The sequence below is a fragment of the Streptomyces sp. NPDC037054 genome, from assembly GCF_055606745.1.
The window spans coordinates 169,137-189,357 of record NZ_JBVJSJ010000010.1; the positions used below are offsets into that span (position 1 = coordinate 169,137).

19 protein-coding genes are annotated in these 20,221 nt (G+C 72.0%); 17 read left to right on the plus strand and 2 right to left on the minus strand.

Going from position 1 to position 20,221, the window contains the following annotated elements:
- Positions 1–24: 24 nt before the first annotated feature.
- Complete coding sequence (locus ACZ7D7_RS24030; RefSeq protein ID WP_470826852.1) at positions 25–2,193, minus strand: ATP-binding protein; 2,169 nt, start codon at positions 2,191–2,193, stop codon at positions 25–27.
- A gap of 159 nt (positions 2,194–2,352) precedes the next feature.
- On the opposite strand from ACZ7D7_RS24030, the gene ACZ7D7_RS24035 reads away from it, so the two are divergent.
- The 16 genes from ACZ7D7_RS24035 (at position 2,353) to nusB (ending at position 18,692) form a co-directional block, all read left to right on the plus strand.
- Positions 2,353–2,790, plus strand: coding sequence for a DUF948 domain-containing protein (locus ACZ7D7_RS24035; RefSeq protein ID WP_470826854.1), 438 nt, complete (start codon positions 2,353–2,355; stop codon positions 2,788–2,790).
- Between the two features lie 8 nt (positions 2,791–2,798).
- Positions 2,799–3,161 carry a hypothetical protein gene (locus ACZ7D7_RS24040; RefSeq protein ID WP_470826856.1) on the plus strand — a complete coding sequence of 121 codons (363 nt, stop codon included), beginning with the start codon at positions 2,799–2,801 and terminating at the stop codon, positions 3,159–3,161.
- The gene (alaS, locus tag ACZ7D7_RS24045; RefSeq protein WP_470826857.1) at positions 3,161–5,833 is read left to right on the plus strand and encodes an alanine--tRNA ligase; all 2,673 of its coding nucleotides are present in this window, start codon (positions 3,161–3,163) and stop codon (positions 5,831–5,833) included. Before ACZ7D7_RS24040 ends, alaS begins: the two co-directional genes overlap by 1 nt.
- Before the next feature lie 38 nt (positions 5,834–5,871).
- Positions 5,872–6,336 (plus strand): Holliday junction resolvase RuvX, encoded by a 465-nt coding sequence (gene ruvX / locus ACZ7D7_RS24050; RefSeq protein ID WP_470827001.1) that lies wholly within the window; start codon positions 5,872–5,874, stop codon positions 6,334–6,336.
- A gap of 122 nt (positions 6,337–6,458) precedes the next feature.
- On the plus strand, positions 6,459–8,081 hold the full coding sequence (mltG, locus tag ACZ7D7_RS24055; RefSeq protein ID WP_470826859.1) for an endolytic transglycosylase MltG: 1,623 nt from the start codon (positions 6,459–6,461) through the stop codon (positions 8,079–8,081).
- Positions 8,062–8,901: a shikimate dehydrogenase gene (locus ACZ7D7_RS24060; protein WP_470826860.1), complete on the plus strand. Its 840-nt coding sequence runs from the start codon at positions 8,062–8,064 to the stop codon at positions 8,899–8,901. The genes mltG and ACZ7D7_RS24060 overlap by 20 nt, the downstream gene beginning before the upstream one ends.
- A 49-nt stretch (positions 8,902–8,950) precedes the next feature.
- Positions 8,951–9,292 carry a hypothetical protein gene (locus ACZ7D7_RS24065; RefSeq protein ID WP_470826861.1) on the plus strand — a complete coding sequence of 114 codons (342 nt, stop codon included), beginning with the start codon at positions 8,951–8,953 and terminating at the stop codon, positions 9,290–9,292.
- A 108-nt stretch (positions 9,293–9,400) separates the two neighbouring features.
- A complete protein-coding gene (locus ACZ7D7_RS24070; protein ID WP_470826863.1) occupies positions 9,401–11,602 on the plus strand; it encodes a xanthine dehydrogenase family protein molybdopterin-binding subunit in 2,202 nt (733 codons plus the stop codon).
- Between the two features lie 15 nt (positions 11,603–11,617).
- On the plus strand, positions 11,618–12,076 hold the full coding sequence (locus tag ACZ7D7_RS24075) for a (2Fe-2S)-binding protein (RefSeq protein WP_470826864.1): 459 nt from the start codon (positions 11,618–11,620) through the stop codon (positions 12,074–12,076).
- Positions 12,077–12,243: 167 nt separating this feature from the next.
- Complete coding sequence (aroC, locus tag ACZ7D7_RS24080; RefSeq protein WP_470826526.1) at positions 12,244–13,428, plus strand: chorismate synthase; 1,185 nt, start codon at positions 12,244–12,246, stop codon at positions 13,426–13,428.
- A gap of 32 nt (positions 13,429–13,460) precedes the next feature.
- Positions 13,461–13,943 carry a shikimate kinase gene (locus ACZ7D7_RS24085; RefSeq protein WP_470827002.1) on the plus strand — a complete coding sequence of 161 codons (483 nt, stop codon included), beginning with the start codon at positions 13,461–13,463 and terminating at the stop codon, positions 13,941–13,943.
- A complete protein-coding gene (gene aroB, locus ACZ7D7_RS24090) occupies positions 13,940–15,031 on the plus strand; it encodes a 3-dehydroquinate synthase (RefSeq protein WP_470826866.1) in 1,092 nt (363 codons plus the stop codon). Before ACZ7D7_RS24085 ends, aroB begins: the two co-directional genes overlap by 4 nt.
- A 165-nt stretch (positions 15,032–15,196) precedes the next feature.
- Positions 15,197–16,018, plus strand: a complete 822-nt coding sequence (locus tag ACZ7D7_RS24095; RefSeq protein WP_470826868.1) for a Pro-rich N-terminal domain-containing protein — start codon at positions 15,197–15,199, stop codon at positions 16,016–16,018.
- A 431-nt stretch (positions 16,019–16,449) separates the two neighbouring features.
- A complete protein-coding gene (locus ACZ7D7_RS24100) occupies positions 16,450–17,628 on the plus strand; it encodes a M24 family metallopeptidase (protein WP_470826870.1) in 1,179 nt (392 codons plus the stop codon).
- Positions 17,629–17,688: 60 nt separating this feature from the next.
- Positions 17,689–18,255 carry an elongation factor P gene (gene efp, locus ACZ7D7_RS24105; RefSeq protein WP_006131211.1) on the plus strand — a complete coding sequence of 189 codons (567 nt, stop codon included), beginning with the start codon at positions 17,689–17,691 and terminating at the stop codon, positions 18,253–18,255.
- Positions 18,256–18,257: 2 nt separating this feature from the next.
- Positions 18,258–18,692: a transcription antitermination factor NusB gene (nusB, locus tag ACZ7D7_RS24110; protein WP_470826872.1), complete on the plus strand. Its 435-nt coding sequence runs from the start codon at positions 18,258–18,260 to the stop codon at positions 18,690–18,692.
- Between the two features lie 124 nt (positions 18,693–18,816).
- Here nusB and bldD read toward each other — a convergent pair whose 3' ends face one another.
- Positions 18,817–19,317, minus strand: a complete 501-nt coding sequence (gene bldD / locus ACZ7D7_RS24115) for a transcriptional regulator BldD (protein WP_142150451.1) — start codon at positions 19,315–19,317, stop codon at positions 18,817–18,819.
- Between the two features lie 267 nt (positions 19,318–19,584).
- Between bldD and pyrR the strand changes: the two genes are divergently transcribed.
- A complete protein-coding gene (gene pyrR / locus ACZ7D7_RS24120) occupies positions 19,585–20,163 on the plus strand; it encodes a bifunctional pyr operon transcriptional regulator/uracil phosphoribosyltransferase PyrR (protein WP_470826874.1) in 579 nt (192 codons plus the stop codon).
- Positions 20,164–20,221 lie beyond the last annotated feature (58 nt).

A 20,221-nucleotide genomic window follows, 5' to 3' on the forward strand; every position in this document is an offset into this window, starting at 1 on the left:
GGACGTAGTCACCCCAGCGGTACTTCAGCCCGCCGTCTCCCCGCCCTTAGAGGTGGGCGAGGCGGCGGGCTGCTGCGTGCGCGGCGCCGCCGGCCGGGGCTCCCGCGCGGTCGCCCCCCGCTGAGCCGGCAGCGCGTCCAGCGCCGCCCGCCGCCGCACCAGCGCCCGCGCCACCGCCTCCCGCCGACCGAGCCGCGCCCCCTGCGCCACGCACTCCTCGTACCGGGCGTCGCCCAGCCCTTCGCGGGCCATCGCCTCGCACAGCTCGTGCGGCGCGTTGAAGTACGCCGAGCCGAACAGCGGCAGACCCACCGACGGCCACATCCGCCCCGCCGCGCCCTGGAGCACCGCCGCCTCCGCCGCGTCGCCCTCCGCCGCCGTCACCAGCGCCACCAGCTCCACCGCCAGCACCGAGCCGAGCAGGTCGTGGAAGGAATGCGCGTCCGACAGGCAGTCGCGCAGCAGTTCCCGGGCCCGCTCCAGATCGCCCTCGTGCCAGGCCGCGTACGCCAGCACGTACAGGGCGTACGCCCGCGCCCACCGCTCGCCGTGGTCCTCGCACACCCGGCGCACGTCCTCGCACAGGCGCACCGCGTCCGGCAGATCGCCCTGGAACGCGCGCGTCATCGCCAGCTCCACCTGGCCCATCAGCACGTTGCTGTTCAGCTCGCCGATCCGCCGGTAGCGCTCCAGCGCCGCCCGCAGCAGCGTCTCCGCCCGCGCCATGTCGTCCGTGATCAGCGCCAGACAGCCCGTGCGGTGCTCCGCGTACGCCACCGCCGTCTCGCTCGCGAACCGCTCCGCCTCCGCGCGGCACTCCTGGAGCGCCGCCATCGCCAGTCCGGTGTCGCCCTGGAGGATCGCCACATAGCCGAGCACCCACAGCGCCTTCAGCCGGGCCTGGTCGTTGCCCGAGTCCAGCCGGGCCGCCTGCTCCAGCCAGTGCCGGCCCTCCGACAGCCGACCGCAGCCCACCCACACGAACCACAGGGTGCCCGCCAGGTACTGGCCGAGATGCGCCTCCTCCGGGTCGGACAGACAGAACTCCAGCGCCGCCCGCACGTTCGGCAGCTCCGCCTCGATGCTCGCCGCCACCTCGCCCTGACGCGGCGAGAACCACTCCAGCTCGCACCAGGTCGCGAGGCCCACGCACCAGTCGCGGTGCCGCCGGCGCATCCGCTCCGCGTCACCGGCCGCCTCCAGCCACTGGGCGCCGTACGCCCGCACCGTGTCGAGCATGCGGTACCGCACGCCCGCCGGACCCTCCTCGCGCGTCACCACCGACTGCGCGAGCAGCGCGCCCAGCACGTCCAGCACGTCCTCGGCGGCCAGCCCGTCGCCGCTGCACACGTACTCGGCTGCCTCCAGGTCGACCGGGCCGGCGAACACCGACAGCCGCGCCCACAGCAGCCGTTCCTCCGCGGTGCACAGCTCGTGGCTCCAGCCGATCGCCGTGCGCAGCGCCTGGTGCCGGGGCAGGGCGTCCCGGCCGCCGCCCGTCAGCAGCCGGAACCGGTCGTCCAGCCGCTCCAGCAACTGCGCGGGGGACAGCGCCCCGAGCCGACCCGCCGCCAGTTCGATCGCCAGCGGAATGCCCTCCAGGCGCCGGCACACCTCCCGCACCTCGGGGCCGTCGCCGACCGTGATGCCCTGCTGCTCCGCCCGGACCCTGAACAGCTCGACCGCCTCGTCCTCGCCCAGCGGCGCCAGCGGGACCAGCCGCTCCCCGGCCACGGCCAGCGCCCGCCGCGCCACCGCCAGGATCCGCAGCCCCGGCACCCGGTGCAGCAGTTCCGTCACCAGCGCCGCGCACCGGTCCACCAGGTGCTCGAAGCCGTCGAGGACCAGCAGCGAGCGGCGTCCGGCGAGATGCTCGACCAGCGTCTCGCGGGGCCCTCGCGTGGTGTGGTCCGTCAGGCCGAGGGCCGCCACCACCGCGTGGTCGACGAACGCCGGGTCACGCACCGGCGCCAGCTCCGCCCGCCACACCCCGTCCGGCGGCGCGGACTTCGCCGCCGCGTGCACCGCGAGGCGCGACTTGCCGACCCCGCCCATGCCCGTCACCGTCACCAGCCGCGCGTCCTCCAGGGCCCGGGAAAGCTCGGCCAGTTCAGCCGCCCGCCCCACGAAGGCGTCCAGTTCCAGGGGCAGATTGCCGTCCGCGGAGGTGCCGCCGCGCCGATGATCCCGCATGGGACACGGAGCGTACTGAAGCGAATTCGGTCCGTACAATCGCTTCCCGCCGCCCGCCGCCGACGGTAATGCGGTACGGACCCCCGCGCCCGGCGCGATAGGCTCGGTGCACGACTTTCTCGATGTTCAGGCACGTTTTCAGGGAGCGGGTGGCACACAGTGTCCGGTGGAGAGGTGGCCGGAATCCTGGTGGCCGTGTTCTGGGCGATCCTGGTCTCCTTCCTCGCCGTCGCGCTGGCGAGGCTGGCCCAGACGCTCAGAGCGACCACCAAGCTCGTGGCGGACGTGACCGACCAGGCGGTCCCGCTGCTGGCGGACGCCTCCTCGGCGGTGCGCTCCGCGCAGACCCAGATCGACCGGGTCGACGCGATCGCCACCGACGTGCAGGAGGTCACCTCCAACGCCTCGGCGCTGTCCACCACCGTCGCCTCCACGTTCGGCGGCCCGCTGGTCAAGGTCGCGGCCTTCGGCTACGGCGTGCGCAAGGCCATCGCCGGCCGCCGCGAGGAGGACGCACCCGCGAAGGCGTCGAGGCGTACCGTGATCGTGGGCCGTACGGTGCCGACCGCGCGGCGGACGAAGCGGAAGAAGGGCTGATCCCACATATGTTCCGCCGTACGTTCTGGTTCACCACAGGTGTCGCCACCGGTGTGTGGGCCACCACCAAGGTCAACCGCAAGCTGAAGCAACTGACCCCCGAGCACCTGGCCGTGACCGCGGCCAACAAGGCGATCGAGGCCGGTCACCGGCTCAAGGACCGCGCGGTCGGCTTCGCGCTCGACGTCCGCGACAACATGGCGCAGCGCGAGGCCGAACTGGACGACGCGCTCGGGCTGAACGCCCCCGTCGACCGTGAACTGCCGGAGGTCCGGCACTACACGGCCATCGAGAACCGCAACACCCCGAAGACGACCGCGAAGTACATCGACAGGACGACGTACTCGTACAACCGGAATGAGGACCACTGATGGAGTCGGCCGAGATCCGCCGCCGCTGGCTGAGCTTCTTCGAGGAGCGCGGGCACACCGTCGTCCCTTCGGCGTCGCTCATCGCGGACGACCCGACTCTGCTGCTCGTCCCGGCCGGCATGGTGCCCTTCAAGCCCTACTTCCTGGGCGAGGTCAAGCCGCCGTTCGACCGCGCCACCAGCGTGCAGAAGTGCGTGCGCACCCCCGACATCGAAGAGGTCGGCAAGACCACGCGGCACGGCACGTTCTTCCAGATGTGCGGCAACTTCTCCTTCGGCGACTACTTCAAGGAAGGCGCCATCAAGCTCGCCTGGGAGCTGCTCACCAGCCCTCAGGACAAGGGCGGTTACGGCCTCGACCCCGAGCGCCTGTGGATCACCGTCTACAAGGACGACGACGAGGCCGAGCGCATCTGGCACGAGGTCGTCGGCGTGCCCAAGGAGCGCATCCAGCGCCTGGGCATGAAGGACAACTACTGGTCCATGGGCGTCCCCGGCCCGTGCGGCCCCTGCTCCGAGATCAACTACGACCGCGGCCCCGAGTTCGGCGCCGAGGGCGGCCCCGCCGTCAACGACGAGCGGTACGTGGAGATCTGGAACCTCGTCTTCATGCAGTACGAGCGGGGCGAGGGCATCGGCAAGGACAACTTCGAGATCCTCGGGGACCTGCCGAGCAAGAACATCGACACCGGCCTCGGCCTCGAGCGGCTCGCCATGATTCTGCAGGGCGTGCAGAACATGTACGAGATCGACACCTCCATGGCCGTCATCGACAAGGCCACCGAGCTGACCGGCGTCCGCTACGGCGACGCCCACGACTCGGACGTGTCCCTGCGCGTCGTCACCGACCACATGCGCACCGCCACGATGCTCATCGGCGACGGCGTCACCCCCGGCAACGAGGGCCGCGGCTACGTGCTGCGCCGCATCATGCGCCGCGCCATCCGCAACATGCGCCTGCTCGGCGCCACCGGCCCGGTCGTCAAGGACCTCATCGACGTCGTGATCGGCATGATGGGGCAGCAGTACCCGGAGCTGATCACCGACCGCGAGCGCATCGAGAAGGTCGCCCTCGCCGAGGAGGCCCGCTTCCTCAAGACCCTCAACGCCGGTACGAACGTCCTGGACACCGCCGTCGCCGAGACCAAGGCCTCCGGTTCCACCGTGCTGCCCGGCGACAAGGCCTTCCTGCTCCACGACACGTGGGGCTTCCCGATCGACCTCACCCTGGAGATGGCCGCCGAGCAGGGCCTGAAGGTCGACGAGGACGGCTTCCGCCGCCTGATGAAGGAGCAGCGGGAGCGCGCCAAGGCCGACGCCCAGTCCAAGAAGACCGGGCACGCCGACATGGGCGCCTACCGGGAGATCGCCGACAGCGCCGGCGAGACCGAGTTCATCGGGTACACAGACACCGAGGGCGAGTCGACCGTCGTCGGCATCCTCGTCAACGGCGTCTCCTCGCCGGCCGCGACCGAGGGCGACGAGGTCGAGATCGTCCTCGACCGCACCCCGTTCTACGCCGAGGGCGGCGGCCAGATCGGCGACACCGGCCGCATCAAGGCGGACTCCGGCGCCGTCATCGACGTCCGCGACTGCCAGAAGCCGGTGCCGGGCGTGTACGTCCACAAGGGCGTCGTCCAGGTCGGCGAGGTCACCGTCGGAGCCAAGGCCCAGGCCTCGATCGACGACCGCCGCCGCAAGGCCATCGCCCGCGCCCACTCGGCCACCCACCTGACCCACCAGGCCCTGCGCGACGCCCTCGGCCCGACGGCCGCCCAGGCCGGTTCCGAGAACCAGCCCGGCCGCTTCCGCTTCGACTTCGGCTCCCCGTCCGCCGTGCCGCAGACGGTCATGACCGACGTCGAGCAGAAGATCAACGAGGTGCTCGCCCGCGACCTCGACGTGCGCGCCGACGTCATGGGCATCGAGGAGGCCAAGAAGCAGGGCGCCATCGCCGAGTTCGGCGAGAAGTACGGCGAGCGCGTCCGCGTCGTGACCATCGGCGACTTCTCCAAGGAGCTGTGCGGCGGCACGCACGTGCACAACACCGCCCAGCTCGGCCTGGTGAAGCTGCTCGGCGAGTCCTCCATCGGCTCCGGCGTGCGCCGTATCGAGGCCCTCGTCGGCGTCGACGCCTACAACTTCCTGGCCCGTGAGCACACGGTCGTCGCCCAGCTCCAGGAGCTGATCAAGGGCCGCCCGGAGGAGCTCCCGGAGAAGGTCTCCGCCATGCTCGGCAAGCTGAAGGACGCCGAGAAGGAGATCGAGAAGTTCCGCGCCGAGAAGGTCCTCCAGGCCGCCGCCGGTCTCGCCGAGTCCGCCAAGGACGTACGCGGCGTTGCCCTGGTGACCGGCCAGGTGCCGGACGGCACGACCGCCGACGACCTGCGCAAGCTGGTCCTCGACGTGCGCGGCCGCATCCAGGGCGGCCGGGCCGCCGTCGTCGCCCTGTTCACCACGGTGAACGGCAAGCCGCTGACGGTCATCGCCACCAACGAGGCCGCCCGCGAGCGCGGCCTCAAGGCCGGCGACCTGGTCCGCACCGCCGCCAAGACGCTCGGCGGCGGCGGAGGCGGCAAGCCGGACGTCGCCCAGGGCGGCGGCCAGAACCCGGCCGCCATCGGCGACGCCGTCGACGCCGTCGAGCGGCTCGTGGCGGACACCGCCAAGTGAGCGGACCGCAGCGGCACGACCAGGCGGCCGGCCCGGCGATGCGCCGCGGCCGCCGCCTGGCGATCGACGTCGGGGACGCCCGTATCGGGGTCGCCTCCTGCGACCCCGACGGGATCCTCGCCACCCCCGTCGAGACCGTCCCCGGCCGGGACGTCCCCGCCGCGCACCGCCGGCTGAGGCAACTGGTCGAGGAGTACGAGCCCATCGAGGTCGTCGTCGGCCTCCCCCGCTCCCTCAAGGGGGGCGAGGGCCCGGCCGCCGTCAAGGTCCGCGGCTTCGCCCAGGAACTCGCACGCATGATCGCGCCGGTTCCGGTGAGACTCGTGGACGAACGCATGACGACGGTGACGGCCACTCAAGGGCTGCGCGCCTCCGGCGTACGGTCCAAGAAGGGCCGCTCCGTGATCGACCAGGCGGCCGCGGTCATCATCCTGCAGCAGGCGCTGGAATCCGAACGGGTGTCAGGCAAAGCACCCGGCGAGGGCGTCGAAGTGGTCATCTGATCGCGATACGGTAACGTTCCGCGCGATGCGGCGGTGTTCGAACAGCCGCCGCACAAAGAGAGGCGGGACGGAAGCCGGGGCTGCACACCGTGCGACCGCCGCCTCGCGGCTCTAGGGGATCGATGACTGAGTATGGCCGGGGCCCAGGCTCCGAACCGTGGCATCCGGACGACCCGTTGTACGGGGACGGCGGATGGACAGGACAGCAGGCCCAGGTCGGTCAGCAGTCCCCTTACGGCGGCCAGCCGCAGCACTACCCGCAGCAGCAGCCGCAGCCGCAGTACGACGAGTGGGGCCGGCAGTACGACCAGCAGCAGTACCCGGCCGCACCCCAGCAGCACCCGCAGTACGACGGCGACGCCTGGGGCACCGGCGGCCACCCGCAGGTCCCGTACCCCGACCCCGCGGACCCCTACGGCGGGCAGAGCGCCGCGTACGGCGGCGACCAGTCCGACTACTACGGCAACCCCGAGGCCTATCCGCCGCCCGAGCCGCCGAGCCGCAGGCAGGCCGAGCCCGAACCGCGCACGGACTGGGACCCCGGCCCCGACCAGGGCGAGCACGCCTTCTTCGCGGGCGGCGGCGATGACGACGACGGTGCCGACGACCACGGCGACGACAGGGACCGGCCCGGACGCGGCCGGGGCCGCGGCGGCAAGGGCAAGAAGCGCCGCAACGGCTGCGCCTGCCTGGTGGTCCTCGCGGTGTTCGGTGGGGGAATCGCCGGAGTTGGCTACTTTGGCTTCCAGTTCTACCAGAATCGTTTCGGTGACGCCCCGGACTACGCGGGCGACGGCACCGGCCAGGCCGTGACCGTCCAGATCCCCAAGGGCGCGAGCGGCTACGACATCGGCCGGCGGCTGAAGGAGGCCGGCGTCGTCAAGAGCGTCGACGCCTTCGTGGCCGCCCAGGCGCAGAACCCCGACGGCAAGAGCATCCAGGCCGGTGCCTACCTGCTGAACAAGCGGATGTCCGCCGAGAGCGCGGTCGCGCTGATGCTCGACCCCAAGAGCCAGAACAACGTCATGGTCACGCCGGGCCAGCGCAACGTCCAGGTCTACAAGGCCATCGACGAGAAGCTCGGCCTGTCCGACGGCAGCACCGAGAAGGTCGCCGAGTCCAAGTTCAAGACCCTCGGCCTGCCCGAGTGGGCCAACAACGACGGCGACATAAAGGACCCGCTGGAGGGTTTCCTCTGGCCGGGCACCTATCCGGCGGCCGAGGGCATGAAGCCCGAGACGGTCCTGAAGGACATGGTCGCCCAGGCGAAGAAGAAGTACCTCGCGTACGAGCTGTCCGCCAAGGCCAAGGGCCTCAAGCTGGACAACCCGCTCGAACTCGTCACCGTCGCCAGCCTCGTGCAGGCCGAGGGCAAGACGCACGACGACTTCCGGAAGATGGCCGAGGTGGTCTACAACCGCCTCAAGCCCACCAACACCGAGACCAACCAACTGCTCCAGTTCGACTCGACCTTCAACTACCTGAAGGGCCAGAGCAACATCAACATCAGCGAGTCCGAGATCAACAGCAACCCGGACCCGTACAACACCTACACCAACAAGGGCCTGCCGCCCGGACCGATCGGCAACCCCGGTGAGGACGCGCTGAAGGCGGCGCTGAACCCGACCAGCGAAGGCTGGATCTACTTCGTGGCGACCGACGGTGCCCACAAGACCGAGTTCGCCCGGACCCACGACGAATTCCTGAAGCTCAAGGAAAAGTTCAATGAGAGCTCGGGCAACTGACGCCCGCCGGGCCGCCGTGCTCGGTTCGCCCATCGCCCACTCCCTCTCCCCGGTGCTGCACCGCACCGCCTACGAGGAACTGGGCCTGACGGGCTGGTCGTACGACCGCTTCGAGGTGGACGAGGCCGCGCTGCCCGGCTTCCTGGCGGAGCTCGGTCCCGAGTGGGCCGGGCTGTCGCTGACGATGCCGCTCAAGCGCGCCGTGATCCCGCTGCTCGACGAGGTCAGCGGGACGGCGGCCTCGGTCGAGGCGGTCAACACCGTGGTGTTCACCGGGGACGGCCGCCGCGTCGGCGACAACACCGACATCCCCGGCATGATCGCCGCCCTGCGCGAACGCGGCATCGAACAGGTCGACTCGGCCGCGATCCTCGGCGCCGGCGCCACCGCCTCCTCCGCGCTGGCCGCGCTCGCCCGGATCTGCACCGGCGAGGTCGTCGCCTACGTCCGCAGCGAGACACGCGCCGCCGAGATGCGGCAGTGGGGCGAACGGCTCGACGTCGAGGTCCGCACCGCCGACTGGGCCGACGCCGAACGGGCCCTGCACGCACCGCTCGTGATCGCGACGACCCCGGCCGGCGCGACGGACGCGCTGTCCTCCGCCGTCCCGGAACGCCCCGCCACCCTCTTCGACGTGCTCTACGACCCCTGGCCCACTGCGCTCGCGGCGCGCTGGTCGGCCTACGGCGGCGCCGTCGTCAGCGGCCTCGACCTGCTCGTCCACCAGGCGGTGCTCCAGGTCGAGCAGATGACGGGGCGGGCCCCGGCACCGCTGGACGCCATGCGAAAAGCGGGCGAGCACGCCCTCGCCGAACGCTAAGATCCTCTCCGTTCCGCAGGGGGCGGAACGGGGAGGGGAACAACCGACCATGTCCGAAAGCGTGACCCTGGCGTCCTGGAAGACCCAGATCTTCGAGGCGGTGCTGGGGTTTCTGCCCTTCTGGCTCCAGATGACCATCATCGGTCTGATCCTGGCGCTGCTCGTGGCCTACTGGGGCGTCTCACTGAAGCGGAAGATCGCCCACCGCCGTGCCGTGCGCAGCGGCCGGCCGATCCACGCCGCCGCCCAGCACGGGCAGGGCCGGGGCGCCGACCACCTGGGCCAGTACGCCCAGCCGCAGCCGCAGCCCGCGCAGCAGAGCAGCGGTGCCGACTACCTGGGCCAGTACGCGCAGCCGCAGGCCAACGCGGGCGACGCCCAGCGCGGTTGACCACCCGCACGTGACGATGTGACCGGTGTGCACGAAGCTCGTGCACACCGGCTGAATCTCCTCGGCAGGCCATTGCGGGCGCGGCGGGCGCCTGGGGATCATCGCCCGATGACCCCACATTCCCGGCGGAGGTTCCTCACCTACCTGGTGGCCGCGCCCACCCTGGCCCTGGCCACCGAGACGGCCGTCGGCGGGGCGCGGGAGGCCGCGGCCGTGGTGCCCACCCCGCCCCAGCCCGCCGACCTGCTCGACATCGGCGACGTCCTGATCCTGGCCGGCGCCCCCACCGCGCACATGCTGGTGCTCACCGTCGACGAAGAAGGCACGGCCGAGCTGAGACTGCCGCGCATGGAGTGCGGCCAGGGACTCACCACCGCGGTGGCCATGCTCGTCGCCGAAGAACTCGACACACCGCTCGACCGGGTCCGCGTCACCCTCGAAGACGCCCGCCCCGAGCTGCTGTTCAACCAGATGACCGGCGCCTCCAACGCCGTCCGCTCGCTCTACGACCCGGTCCGGCGCACCGCCGCCACCGCACGCGCCCGACTCGTCGCCGCCGCGGCCCGGCGCTGGAACACCGACGCCGGCACCCTCACCGTCCGCGACGGTGTCGTCCACTCGCCCGACGGGCACAGCGTCGGATACGGCGACCTCACCGCGGACGCCGCCTCCCGGGACCTGGCCACCGGCACCGCGACGCCCAAGCCGGAGTCCGAGCACACCCTCGTCGGCACCCCCACGAACCGCGTCGACGCCCGCGCGATGGTCACCGGCAGGCTGGCCTACGCCGTCGACCTCGACGTCCCCGGCGCCAAGCCCTGCGTGCTGCGCCGCCCGCCCACCCTCAACGGCACCGTCGAGTCCGTGCGCAACGCGGCCGCCGTGCGCGCCATGCCGGGCGTCCTCGACGTGGTGACCGTGGACACCGGTGTCGCCGTCGTCGCCGAGACCTTCGGGCAGGCCATCACCGCCAAGGACGCCCTCGACGTCGACTGGGGACCCGGCACCGTCGACGACCTCTCCGACGACGACATCAGGGCCCGGCTCAGGGCCGCCGTACCCGCCCTGCCGCTGCCGGGGCTGTCGGCCGCCGTGGTCGACGCCGAGTTCGACTTCGCCTTCGTCAGCCACGCCCCGCTCGAACCCAACTCGGCCGTCGCCGACGTGCGCGACGACCGCGCCGAGATCTGGTCGGGGCTCAAGACGCCGATCGCCGCCCAGCGGGCCGTCGCCGAGGCCGTCGGACTCCCGCTGGACAAGGTCACCGTCCACGTCACCCAGTCCGGTGGCTCCTTCGGCCGGCGCCTCTTCCACGACGGCGCCGTGGAGGCAGCGAAGGTGTCCAAGAAGGCCGGCAGGCCCGTACGCCTGATGTGGACCCGCACCGACGACATGCGGCACGGCCGGATGCGCCCCGCCACCCACCACCGCATCCGCGCCACCCACCTGCTCGGCGAGGTCCTCACCTTCACCCACCGGGTGGCCGCCGTGCGCACCGACTTCGGGCACGGCATGGGCGACGTCCTCACGTCCTTCGCCGCCGAACTCCCCGACGGCCTCGCCAACAAGACCGTCGCGCAGTCCGAGTTCCTGCTCACCGTGAAGTCCCCCTACAACTTCGGCGTCACCTCGCACTCCCTCACCGAGATCCCGCTGAAGATGCCCACCGGCTCCTGGCGCTCGGTGTACTCGGCCACCAGCCGCGGCGCCGAGGAGATCGTCGTCGACGAACTGGCGCGGCGGCTCGGCGCGGACTCCGTCGCCTTCCGGCGCCGCCACCTGCGCACCGACCGGCAGCGCGCCGTCCTCGACAAGGCGGCCCGCGAGGGGGAGTGGGGGCGTGACATGCCCGCCGGGCACGCCCAGGGCATCGGTTTCCACGACGAGTACAAGTCCTGCACGGCCTGCCTCGTCGAGATCGACGCCACGGACCCCGCCGACCCGCGCGTCGTCCGGGCCGTCATCGCCGTGGACGTCGGCCGGGTCGTCAATCCGCGCGGCCTGGAGGCGCAGATGCTCGGCGGCCTCACCGACGCCATCGCCACCACCCTGCGCGCCGGTCTGCACATCGAGCGCGGCCTGCCACTGGAGGGCAGCTACTCGCAGTTCCACTACGCGCGGCAGAAGGACAGCCCTCTCGACGCCCGGGTCTTCGTCATGCCCGGCACCGGCGAGCCCGGCGGCGCGGGCGAGCTGGGCCTGCCCGCCGCGGTCGGCGCCGTCGCGGGCGCCTACGCGCGGGCCACCGGGACCCGGCCGCGCCGCTTCCCGGTCAACTTCGACGTCGACTTCGAACCCTTCCCGCGCTGAGGAGCCCGCACCGTCATGCCGTCCCACACCTTCACCGTGAACGGGGAGACCGTCACCGTCGACGCCCCCGACGACCTGCCCCTGCTGTGGGTGCTGCGCGACCTGCTCGGCATCCGCGGCCCCAAGTACGGCTGCGGCATCAACGTCTGCAAGGCCTGCACCAGCCACCTCGACGGCGAGGCCGTCAACCCGTGCGTCGTCCCGGTCGCCGAGGCCGCGGGCCGCGAGGTCACCACCATCGAGGGCCTCGCCGACGGCGACACCCTGCACCCCGTCCAGGAGGCCTGGCTGGAGACCGACGTCGCGCAGTGCGGCTACTGCCAGCCCGGCCAGATCATGGCCGCCGTCGCCCTGCTCAAGCGCACCCGCAACCCCACCGACGCCGACATCGACGAGATCGCGAACGTCTGCCGCTGCGGCACCTACGTCCGCATCCGCGAGGCGATCAAGGCGGCCGCCGCCCGTATGCCCTGACCCGGCGGCCCGTCCGCCAGATGGACCGGCGGCCTGGCAGCGCCACCGGACGTGGGAGGATCGGAGGTGGCGGGCCGGGACCGCGCACCCGGTCGAGCCGTCGCCGTGCGCGAGGTCACGCGCACGTACGGGCAGTACTACCGGGGCGCGAGCACTGAGGAGCACCGTTGAGCAGGTTGCGCTGGCTGACCGCGGGGGAGTCCCACGGTCCCGCACTTGTCGCGACGCTGGAGGGCCTTCCCGCCGGCGTGCCGATCACCACGGAGATGGTGGCGGACCACTTGGCGAGGCGCCGGCTGGGCTACGGGCGCGGTGCGCGGATGAAGTTCGAGCGGGACGAGGTCACCTTCCTCGGCGGTGTCCGGCACGGCCTGACCCTGGGTTCCCCGGTCGCGGTCATGGTCGGCAACACCGAGTGGCCGAAGTGGGAGCAGGTGATGGCGGCCGACCCGGTCGACCCCGAGATCCTGGCCGGCCTCGCGCGCAACGCGCCGCTGACCCGTCCCCGCCCCGGTCACGCGGATCTGGCGGGCATGCAGAAGTACGGCTTCGACGAGGCCCGCCCGGTCCTGGAACGCGCCTCCGCCCGCGAGACCGCGGCCCGCGTGGCGCTGGGCGCGGTGGCACGGTCCTACTTGAAGGAGACGGCCGGCATCGAGATCGTCTCGCACGTCGTGGAACTGGCCGCGGCCAAGGCCCCCTACGGTGTCTACCCCACCCCGGGGGACGTGGAGCGGCTGGACGCGGACCCGGTGCGGTGTCTGGACCAGGACGCGTCGAAGGCGATGGTCGCGGAGATCGACCAGGCCCACAAGGACGGCGACACCCTCGGCGGCGTCGTCGAGGTCCTCGCCTACGGCGTCCCGGTCGGCCTCGGTTCCCACGTGCACTGGGACCGGCGCCTGGACGCCCGGCTGGCCGCCGCGCTGATGGGCATCCAGGCGATCAAGGGCGTCGAGGTCGGTGACGGCTTCGACCTGGCGCGGGTGCCGGGCTCCAAGGCGCACGACGAGATCCTCACCACCGACGAGGGCATCAAGCGCGCCACCGGCCGCTCGGGCGGCACCGAAGGCGGGCTGACCACCGGTGAGCTGCTGCGGGTGCGTGCGGCGATGAAGCCGATCGCGACCGTGCCGCGCGCGCTGCGGACGGTGGACGTGGTCACCGGCGAGGCCGCGCAGGCCCACCACCAGCGCTCCGACGTGTGCGCCGTCCCGGCGGCCGGGATCGTGGCGGAGGCGATGGTGGCGCTGGTGCTGGCGGACGCGGTGGCGGAGAAGTTCGGCGGCGACTCGGTCGTGGAGACGCGCCGCAACGTCACGTCGTACCTCGAGAACCTGGCCGTCCGGTGAGCCCGGCACCGCTGGTCGTGCTGGTCGGCCCGATGGGGGTGGGCAAGTCCACCGTCGGCCGGCTCCTCGCGGACCGTCTCGGCGTCGCCTACCGCGACACCGACGACGACATCGTGACCGCCCAGGGCAGGGCCATCGCCGACATCTTCGTCGACGACGGCGAACCCGCCTTCCGCGCCATCGAGAAGCAGGCGGTGCACCAGGCCCTCGCCGAACACGACGGCGTCCTCGCGCTGGGCGGCGGCGCGATCCTCGACGCCGACACCCGCGCGCTCCTCGCGGGCCACCGGGTCGTGTACCTCTCGATGGACGTCGAGGAGGCGGTCAGGCGCACCGGCCTGAACGCGGCCCGGCCCCTGCTCGCCGTGAACCCGCGCAAGCAGTGGCGCGAGTTGATGGAGGCACGCCGCCACCTCTACGAAGAGGTCGCCACCACGGTCGTCCCCACCGACGGCCGCACACCCGAAGAGGTCACCCAAGCCGCCCTGGACGCACTGGAGTTGAAGGAAGCATGAGCGAGGCAGTCACCCGGATCCAGGTCGGCGGCACGGCGGGCACCGACCCGTACGAGGTCCTGGTGGGCCGCCGGCTCCTGGGCGAACTGGCGGGACTGATCGGCCCGAAGGCCAAGAAGGTCGCGATCGTGCACCCGGAGGCACTGGCCGAGACGGGCGACGCCCTCCGCGCCGACCTGACCGGACAGGGCTACGAGGCGGTCGCCATCCAGGTGCCGAACGCGGAGGAGGCCAAGACGGCCGAGGTCGCGGCGTACTGCTGGAAGGCGCTCGGCCAGTCCGGCTTCACGCGCACCGACGTCATCGTCGGCGTCGGCGGCGGAGCCACCACGGACCTGGCCGGTTTCGTGGCGGCGACCTGGCTGCGCGGGGTGCGCTGGATCGCGATCCCGACGACCGTGCTGGCCATGGTGGACGCCGCGGTCGGCGGCAAGACCGGCATCAACACCGCCGAGGGCAAGAACCTGGTGGGCGCCTTCCACCCGCCCGCGGGCGTGCTGTGCGACCTGGCCGCGCTGGACTCGCTCCCGGTCAACGACTACGTCTCCGGCCTCGCCGAGGTCATCAAGGCGGGCTTCATCGCCGACCCGGCCATCCTGGACCTCATCGAGTCCGACCCCGAGGCCGCCCGCACCCCGGCCGGCCCGCACACCGCGGAACTCATCGAGCGTTCCATCCGGGTCAAGGCCGACGTGGTCTCCTCGGACCTCAAGGAATCCGGCCTGCGGGAGATCCTCAACTACGGCCACACCCTCGGCCACGCCATCGAGAAGAACGAGCGCTACAAGTGGCGGCACGGCGCCGCCGTGTCCGTCGGCATGCACTTCGCCGCCGAACTGGGCCGCCTCGCGGGGCGCCTGGACGACGCCACCGCCGACCGCCACCGCACCATCCTCGAATCCGTCGGGCTCCCCCTCCACTACCGCTACGACCAGTGGCCCAAGCTCGTGGAGAACATGAAGGTCGACAAGAAGTCCCGCGGCGACCTGCTGCGCTTCATCGTCCTGGACGGCCTCGCCAAGCCCACCGTCCTCGAAGGACCCGACCCGGCCGTCCTCCTCGCCGCCTACGGCGAAGTGGGCGAGTAGCTCCCCGAAAGACGCCTTCCGCCCGATTCGCTTCCCGCACCGGGCACTTGGCGCCGCCCCCGGCCGTTCACCAAACGACGGCCGGGGGCGGTACCGTTCGGTAGCACGCGGGTCTTCCCCCGCCGTCAGCGTCGAGATCGCCTGTACGAGACGGAGTGGCACCGGATGCAGCACGCAGTGGGTTCTCCGCTGCCGCCGCCCCACCAGCCGGGGCACGGACCGGCCGCCGGCTGGGCGCCGGCCGCACACCACCCGGGCCAGGGCCCCGCCCCCGCGCCGCCGGGCTTCACGGGAGCACCTCCGGTACCGCCCGCACCGCACCCGCCGATGCCCCCCGCCCCGGACACCACGGGCCACGTACCGCTGCCCCCGGGCGGCCCGGTCGCCATGCCGAGCCCACCACCGGCTCACACGGCGCCCGACCCCACCACCACGACCATCGCGGTGCTCCTCATAGGCCCGGCGGGCGCCGGCAAGACGAGCGTCGCCAAGTACTGGGCGGACCACCGCCGCGTCCCCACCGCCCACATCAGCCTCGACGACGTCCGCGAATGGGTCCGCTCGGGCTTCGCCGACCCGCAGTCCGGCTGGAACGACAACTCGGAGGCCCAGTACCGCCTGGCCCGCCGCACCTGCGGCTTCGCCGCGCGGAACTTCCTGGCCAACGGCATCTCGTGCATTCTCGACGACGCGGTCTTCCCCGACCGCCCGGTCGTCGGCCTCGGCGGCTGGAAACGCCACGTGGGCCCCGGCCTGCTCCCGGTCGTCCTCCTCCCGGGCCTGGACATCGTCCTGGAACGCAACGCGGAACGCTCGGGCAACCGGCGGCTCACGGACGAGGAGGTCGCCCGCATCCACGGCCGTATGGCCGGCTGGTACGGCTCGGGCCTCCCCATCATCGACAACTCCCAGCTGGACATCCCGGAAACGGCGCGAGTCCTGGACGAAATCCTGACCCGCTCCATAGCGAGCCCACCCCAGTGGTGAACGCGCCCACCTGAACCGGCGCTGACGGAGTGCCGCTGAGCCCCGCGGCACGACTGCCCGCAGCCATGTCGGCACGAGATGGGCGGGAGAGCCGCGATCCGGCGGGAGTGGGGCGTGGGGGTGTGGCGGCAGTCCGCCGCTTAGCCGGTCACCACCGCCGGTTGCCGTGAAGGCGGGCGTAAGGGCCCGACCCGCGGCGGACTCCGCCACACCCCACGCCCCCGACACCACGACGCACCCGACCGCGGCGTCACGCCAGCCACACCCACAGCCGCGCACCACCACGCAACCGCACCACCACGCAACCGCACCACCACACCGCCCCGCGACCGCACCACCACGCAACCGCCCCGCCGGCCCAGCGGCCGGCGCCCCGCGCAAACGGCCCCACCCAACCGGCAACATCCCCCCACCCCTCGTACGCTCGCCTCATGCCAGAGGTGTACGCGGACCGCCGAACCCGCCTACGGGAACGCTGCAACGCGGGCGGCAGCGCGGCGGCGCTCGTCTCCCGCCCCGCCAACGTGCGCTACCTCGCGGGCGCCGCCCCCCACGGCGCGGTCCTGCTCCTGGGCGCCACCGCCACGGACGACCTCCTGATCTGCGCCGACCCCCCTGACGCCCACCCCGCCCGACCTCCCGGCCCCAACGGCGGCCCCGGCACCTCCCTCCCCGACGACACCCTCCCCGTCCGCACCCTCAGCACCCTCACCACGCGCACCAGCACCACGACCACCACCACGACCGCCCCCGACCCCGCCACCGCAGCAGCCCGGGCGGCCGCGGAGCAGGGCGCCGACTCCCTGGCCGTGGAGGAACACCACCTCACCGTCGCCCGCCACCGCGGCATCCGCACGGCCGCCCCCCACCTCCGCCTCGCCGACCTCGGCGGCGCCGTGGAGCAGCTGAGGGTCGTCAAGGACGAGGAAGAGATCTCCTGCCTCCGCGTCGGCGCGGAGATCGCCGACCAGGCCCTCGGCGAACTCCTCGAGTCGATCCTCGTCGGCCGCACCGAACGCCACCTCGCGCTCGAACTGGAACGCCGCCTCGTGGACCACGGCGCCGACGGCCCCGCGTTCCCCACCTCCGTCGCCACCGGCCCGCACGCCGGCCGCCGGGGCCACCGCCCCACGGACCGCCGCGTGGAGGAGGGCGACTTCCTCTCCGTCTGCCTCGGCGCCACCTACCGCGGCTACCGCTGCGAGATCGGCCGCACGTTCGTGATCGGCACCAGCCCCGCGGACTGGCAGATCGAGCTGTACGACCTGGTCTTCGCCGCGCAGCGCGCCGGCCGCGAGAGCCTCGTCCCGGGCGCCGCCTACCGCGACGTGGACCGCGCCGCACGCCACGTACTGGATTCCGCCGGCTACGCCCAGGCGCTCCCGGCGCTCACCGGACACGGCGTCGGACTCGAAATCGACGAGGACCCTCAATTGGCCCCCGCGGCCATGGGTAAACTGGACGCTTGCGTGCCGGTCACCGTCGAGCCGGGGGTCCACCTCCCGGGCAGGGGCGGCGTCCGGATCGATGACACGCTCGTCGTGCGCCCCGAGGCGGACGGCGGACCCGAGCTACTCACCATCACGACCAAGGAGCTGCTCGCGCTGTAGCGGCACAGCCGCGGCGCCTGCCCCGGGGTCGTCCACGTCAGTCCAGGAGATTCCGCAACCGTGGCTTCCACGAACGACCTCAAGAACGGCATGGTGCTCAAGCTCGAAGGCGGCCAGCTCTGGTCCGTCGTCGAGTTCCAGCACGTCAAGCCCGGCAAGGGCCCGGCCTTCGTGCGCACCAAGCTCAAGAACGTGCTTTCCGGCAAGGTCGTCGACAAGACCTTCAACGCCGGCGTCAAGGTCGAAACGGCCACCGTCGACAAGCGCGACATGCAGTTCTCCTACATGGACGGCGACTACTTCGTCTTCATGGACATGGAGACCTACGACCAGCTCATGGTCGACCGCAAGGCCGTCGGCGACGCCGCCAACTTCCTCGTGGAGGGCTTCACGGCCACCGTCGCCCAGCACGAGGGCGAGGTGCTCTTCGTGGAGCTCCCGGCCGCCGTCGAGCTGACGATCCAGGAGACCGAGCCGGGCGTCCAGGGCGACCGCTCCACCGGCGGCACCAAGCCGGCCACGCTGGAGACCGGTCACCAGATCCAGGTCCCGCTCTTCATCACCACCGGTGAGAAGATCAAGGTCGACACCCGCACGAGCGACTACCTCGGCCGGGTGAACAGCTAACCGTGGCTGCCCGCAACACGGCCCGCAAGCGTGCCTTCCAGATCCTCTTCGAGGGCGACCAGCGCGGCGCCGACGTCCTGACGGTCCTCGCGGACTGGATCCGGCACTCCCGGACCGACACCCGGCAGCCGCCGGTGAGCGAGTACACGATGCAGCTGGTCGAGGGCTACGCGGAACACGCGAAGCGCATCGACGAGCTGATCGCGCAGTACTCGGTCGGCTGGACGCTCGACCGCATGCCGGTCGTGGACCGCAACATCCTGCGGCTCGGTGCCTACGAGCTGATCTGGGCCGACGAGACCCCGGACGCCGTCGTCCTCGACGAGATGGTGCAGCTGGCGAAGGAGTTCTCCACGGACGAGTCGCCCTCGTTCGTCAACGGCCTGCTCGGCCGTCTGAAGGAACTGAAGCCGTCCCTGCGCCGCGACGAGGCGTAACAGGCAGCGAAACGCCGAAGGGCCCGCAGCGATCCCGCTGCGGGCCCTTCGGCGTTCGTCCCGGGCCCCGCGCCCGGAGGTACGTTTCTGCTGATACCTCGGACGCTCTCGACCCGTGGAGCGGTCAGCTCTCCTCGTGGGCCACCGCGCGACGCGCGTCGGCGTCCAGCACACCCCAGCTGATCAGCTGCTCGGTGAGGACCGAGGGCGACTGGTCGTAGATGACGGCGAGGGTGCGCAGGTCGTCCTGGCGGATCGACAGCACCTTGCCGTTGTAGTCACCGCGCTGCGACTGGATCGTGGCCGCGTACCGCTGCAGCGGGCCCGCCTTCTCGGCCGGCACCGTGGCCAGGCGCTCCAGGTCCAGGACCAGCTTCGGCGGCGGCTCGGCCGCACCACCGGGCGTCGTGCCCGGAAGCAGTTCCTGCACGGGCACGCCGTAGAAATCCGCGAGCTCGGCGAGGCGCTGCACGGTCACGGCACGGTCGCCGCGCTCGTACGAACCGACCACGACGGCCTTCCAGCGTCCCTGGGACTTCTCCTCGACACCGTGGAGGGAAAGGCCCTGCTGGGTGCGGATCGCCCGGAGCTTGGCCCCGAGCTGTTTGGCGTATTCGCTGGACATATAGCTCCCCGGCACTGTGTCAACGCGGCCTGACTCTGATCCGTGCCGCGCGGCTGGTAACTCACTGTGAGGTTACGCAGCGTTACTCTCCCGCGTCAAGCCGAATGGTCCGCACCGACTCTTCCGTGCGAGCGGCGCCCGATTGCGCCGAACGAGTGAGGCCGGGGGCCGGTCAAGGCGTGTCGTGGGCGCCTGCTACCGTTGAGAACGCAATTCCGACGTCCTTTAAGGTCCGTCCCGTGAGGCGGAGAAGGAGGTCCGTTTCCCATGGACACGCAGGACACGCAGTCCGATGCGCGGCCCGTTCTCGAAGGCCCCGACATCGCGCGGGTACTGACCCGCATCGCCCACGAGATCGTCGAGCGCGCAAAAGGCGCGGACGACGTGGTGCTCCTCGGCATTCCGACCCGCGGCGTCTTCCTCGCCCAGCGGCTCGCCGCCAAGCTCGAGCAGATCACCGAACGCAAGGTGCCGGTCGGCTCGCTCGACATCACCATGTACCGCGACGACCTGCGCATGCACCCGCCGCGTGCGCTGGCCCGCACCGAGATCCCCGGTGACGGCATCGACGGCCGCCTGGTCGTCCTCGTGGACGACGTGCTCTTCTCCGGCCGCACCATCCGCGCCGCCCTCGACGCCCTGAACGACATCGGGCGCCCGCGCGCGGTGCAGCTCGCCGTCCTGGTCGACCGCGGCCACCGCGAACTGCCGATCCGTGCCGACTACGTCGGCAAGAACCTCCCCACGTCGCTGCGGGAGACGGTCAAGGTCCAGCTCGCCGAGGAGGACGGTCGCGACACCGTGCTGCTCGGTGCCAAGCCGGCCGCCCCGGGCGCGCACCAGTAGGACACCGGCGTACGCCGACGGCGTACGTCCGCCCAGCCGCGCCCCCGCCTGCCCGAAT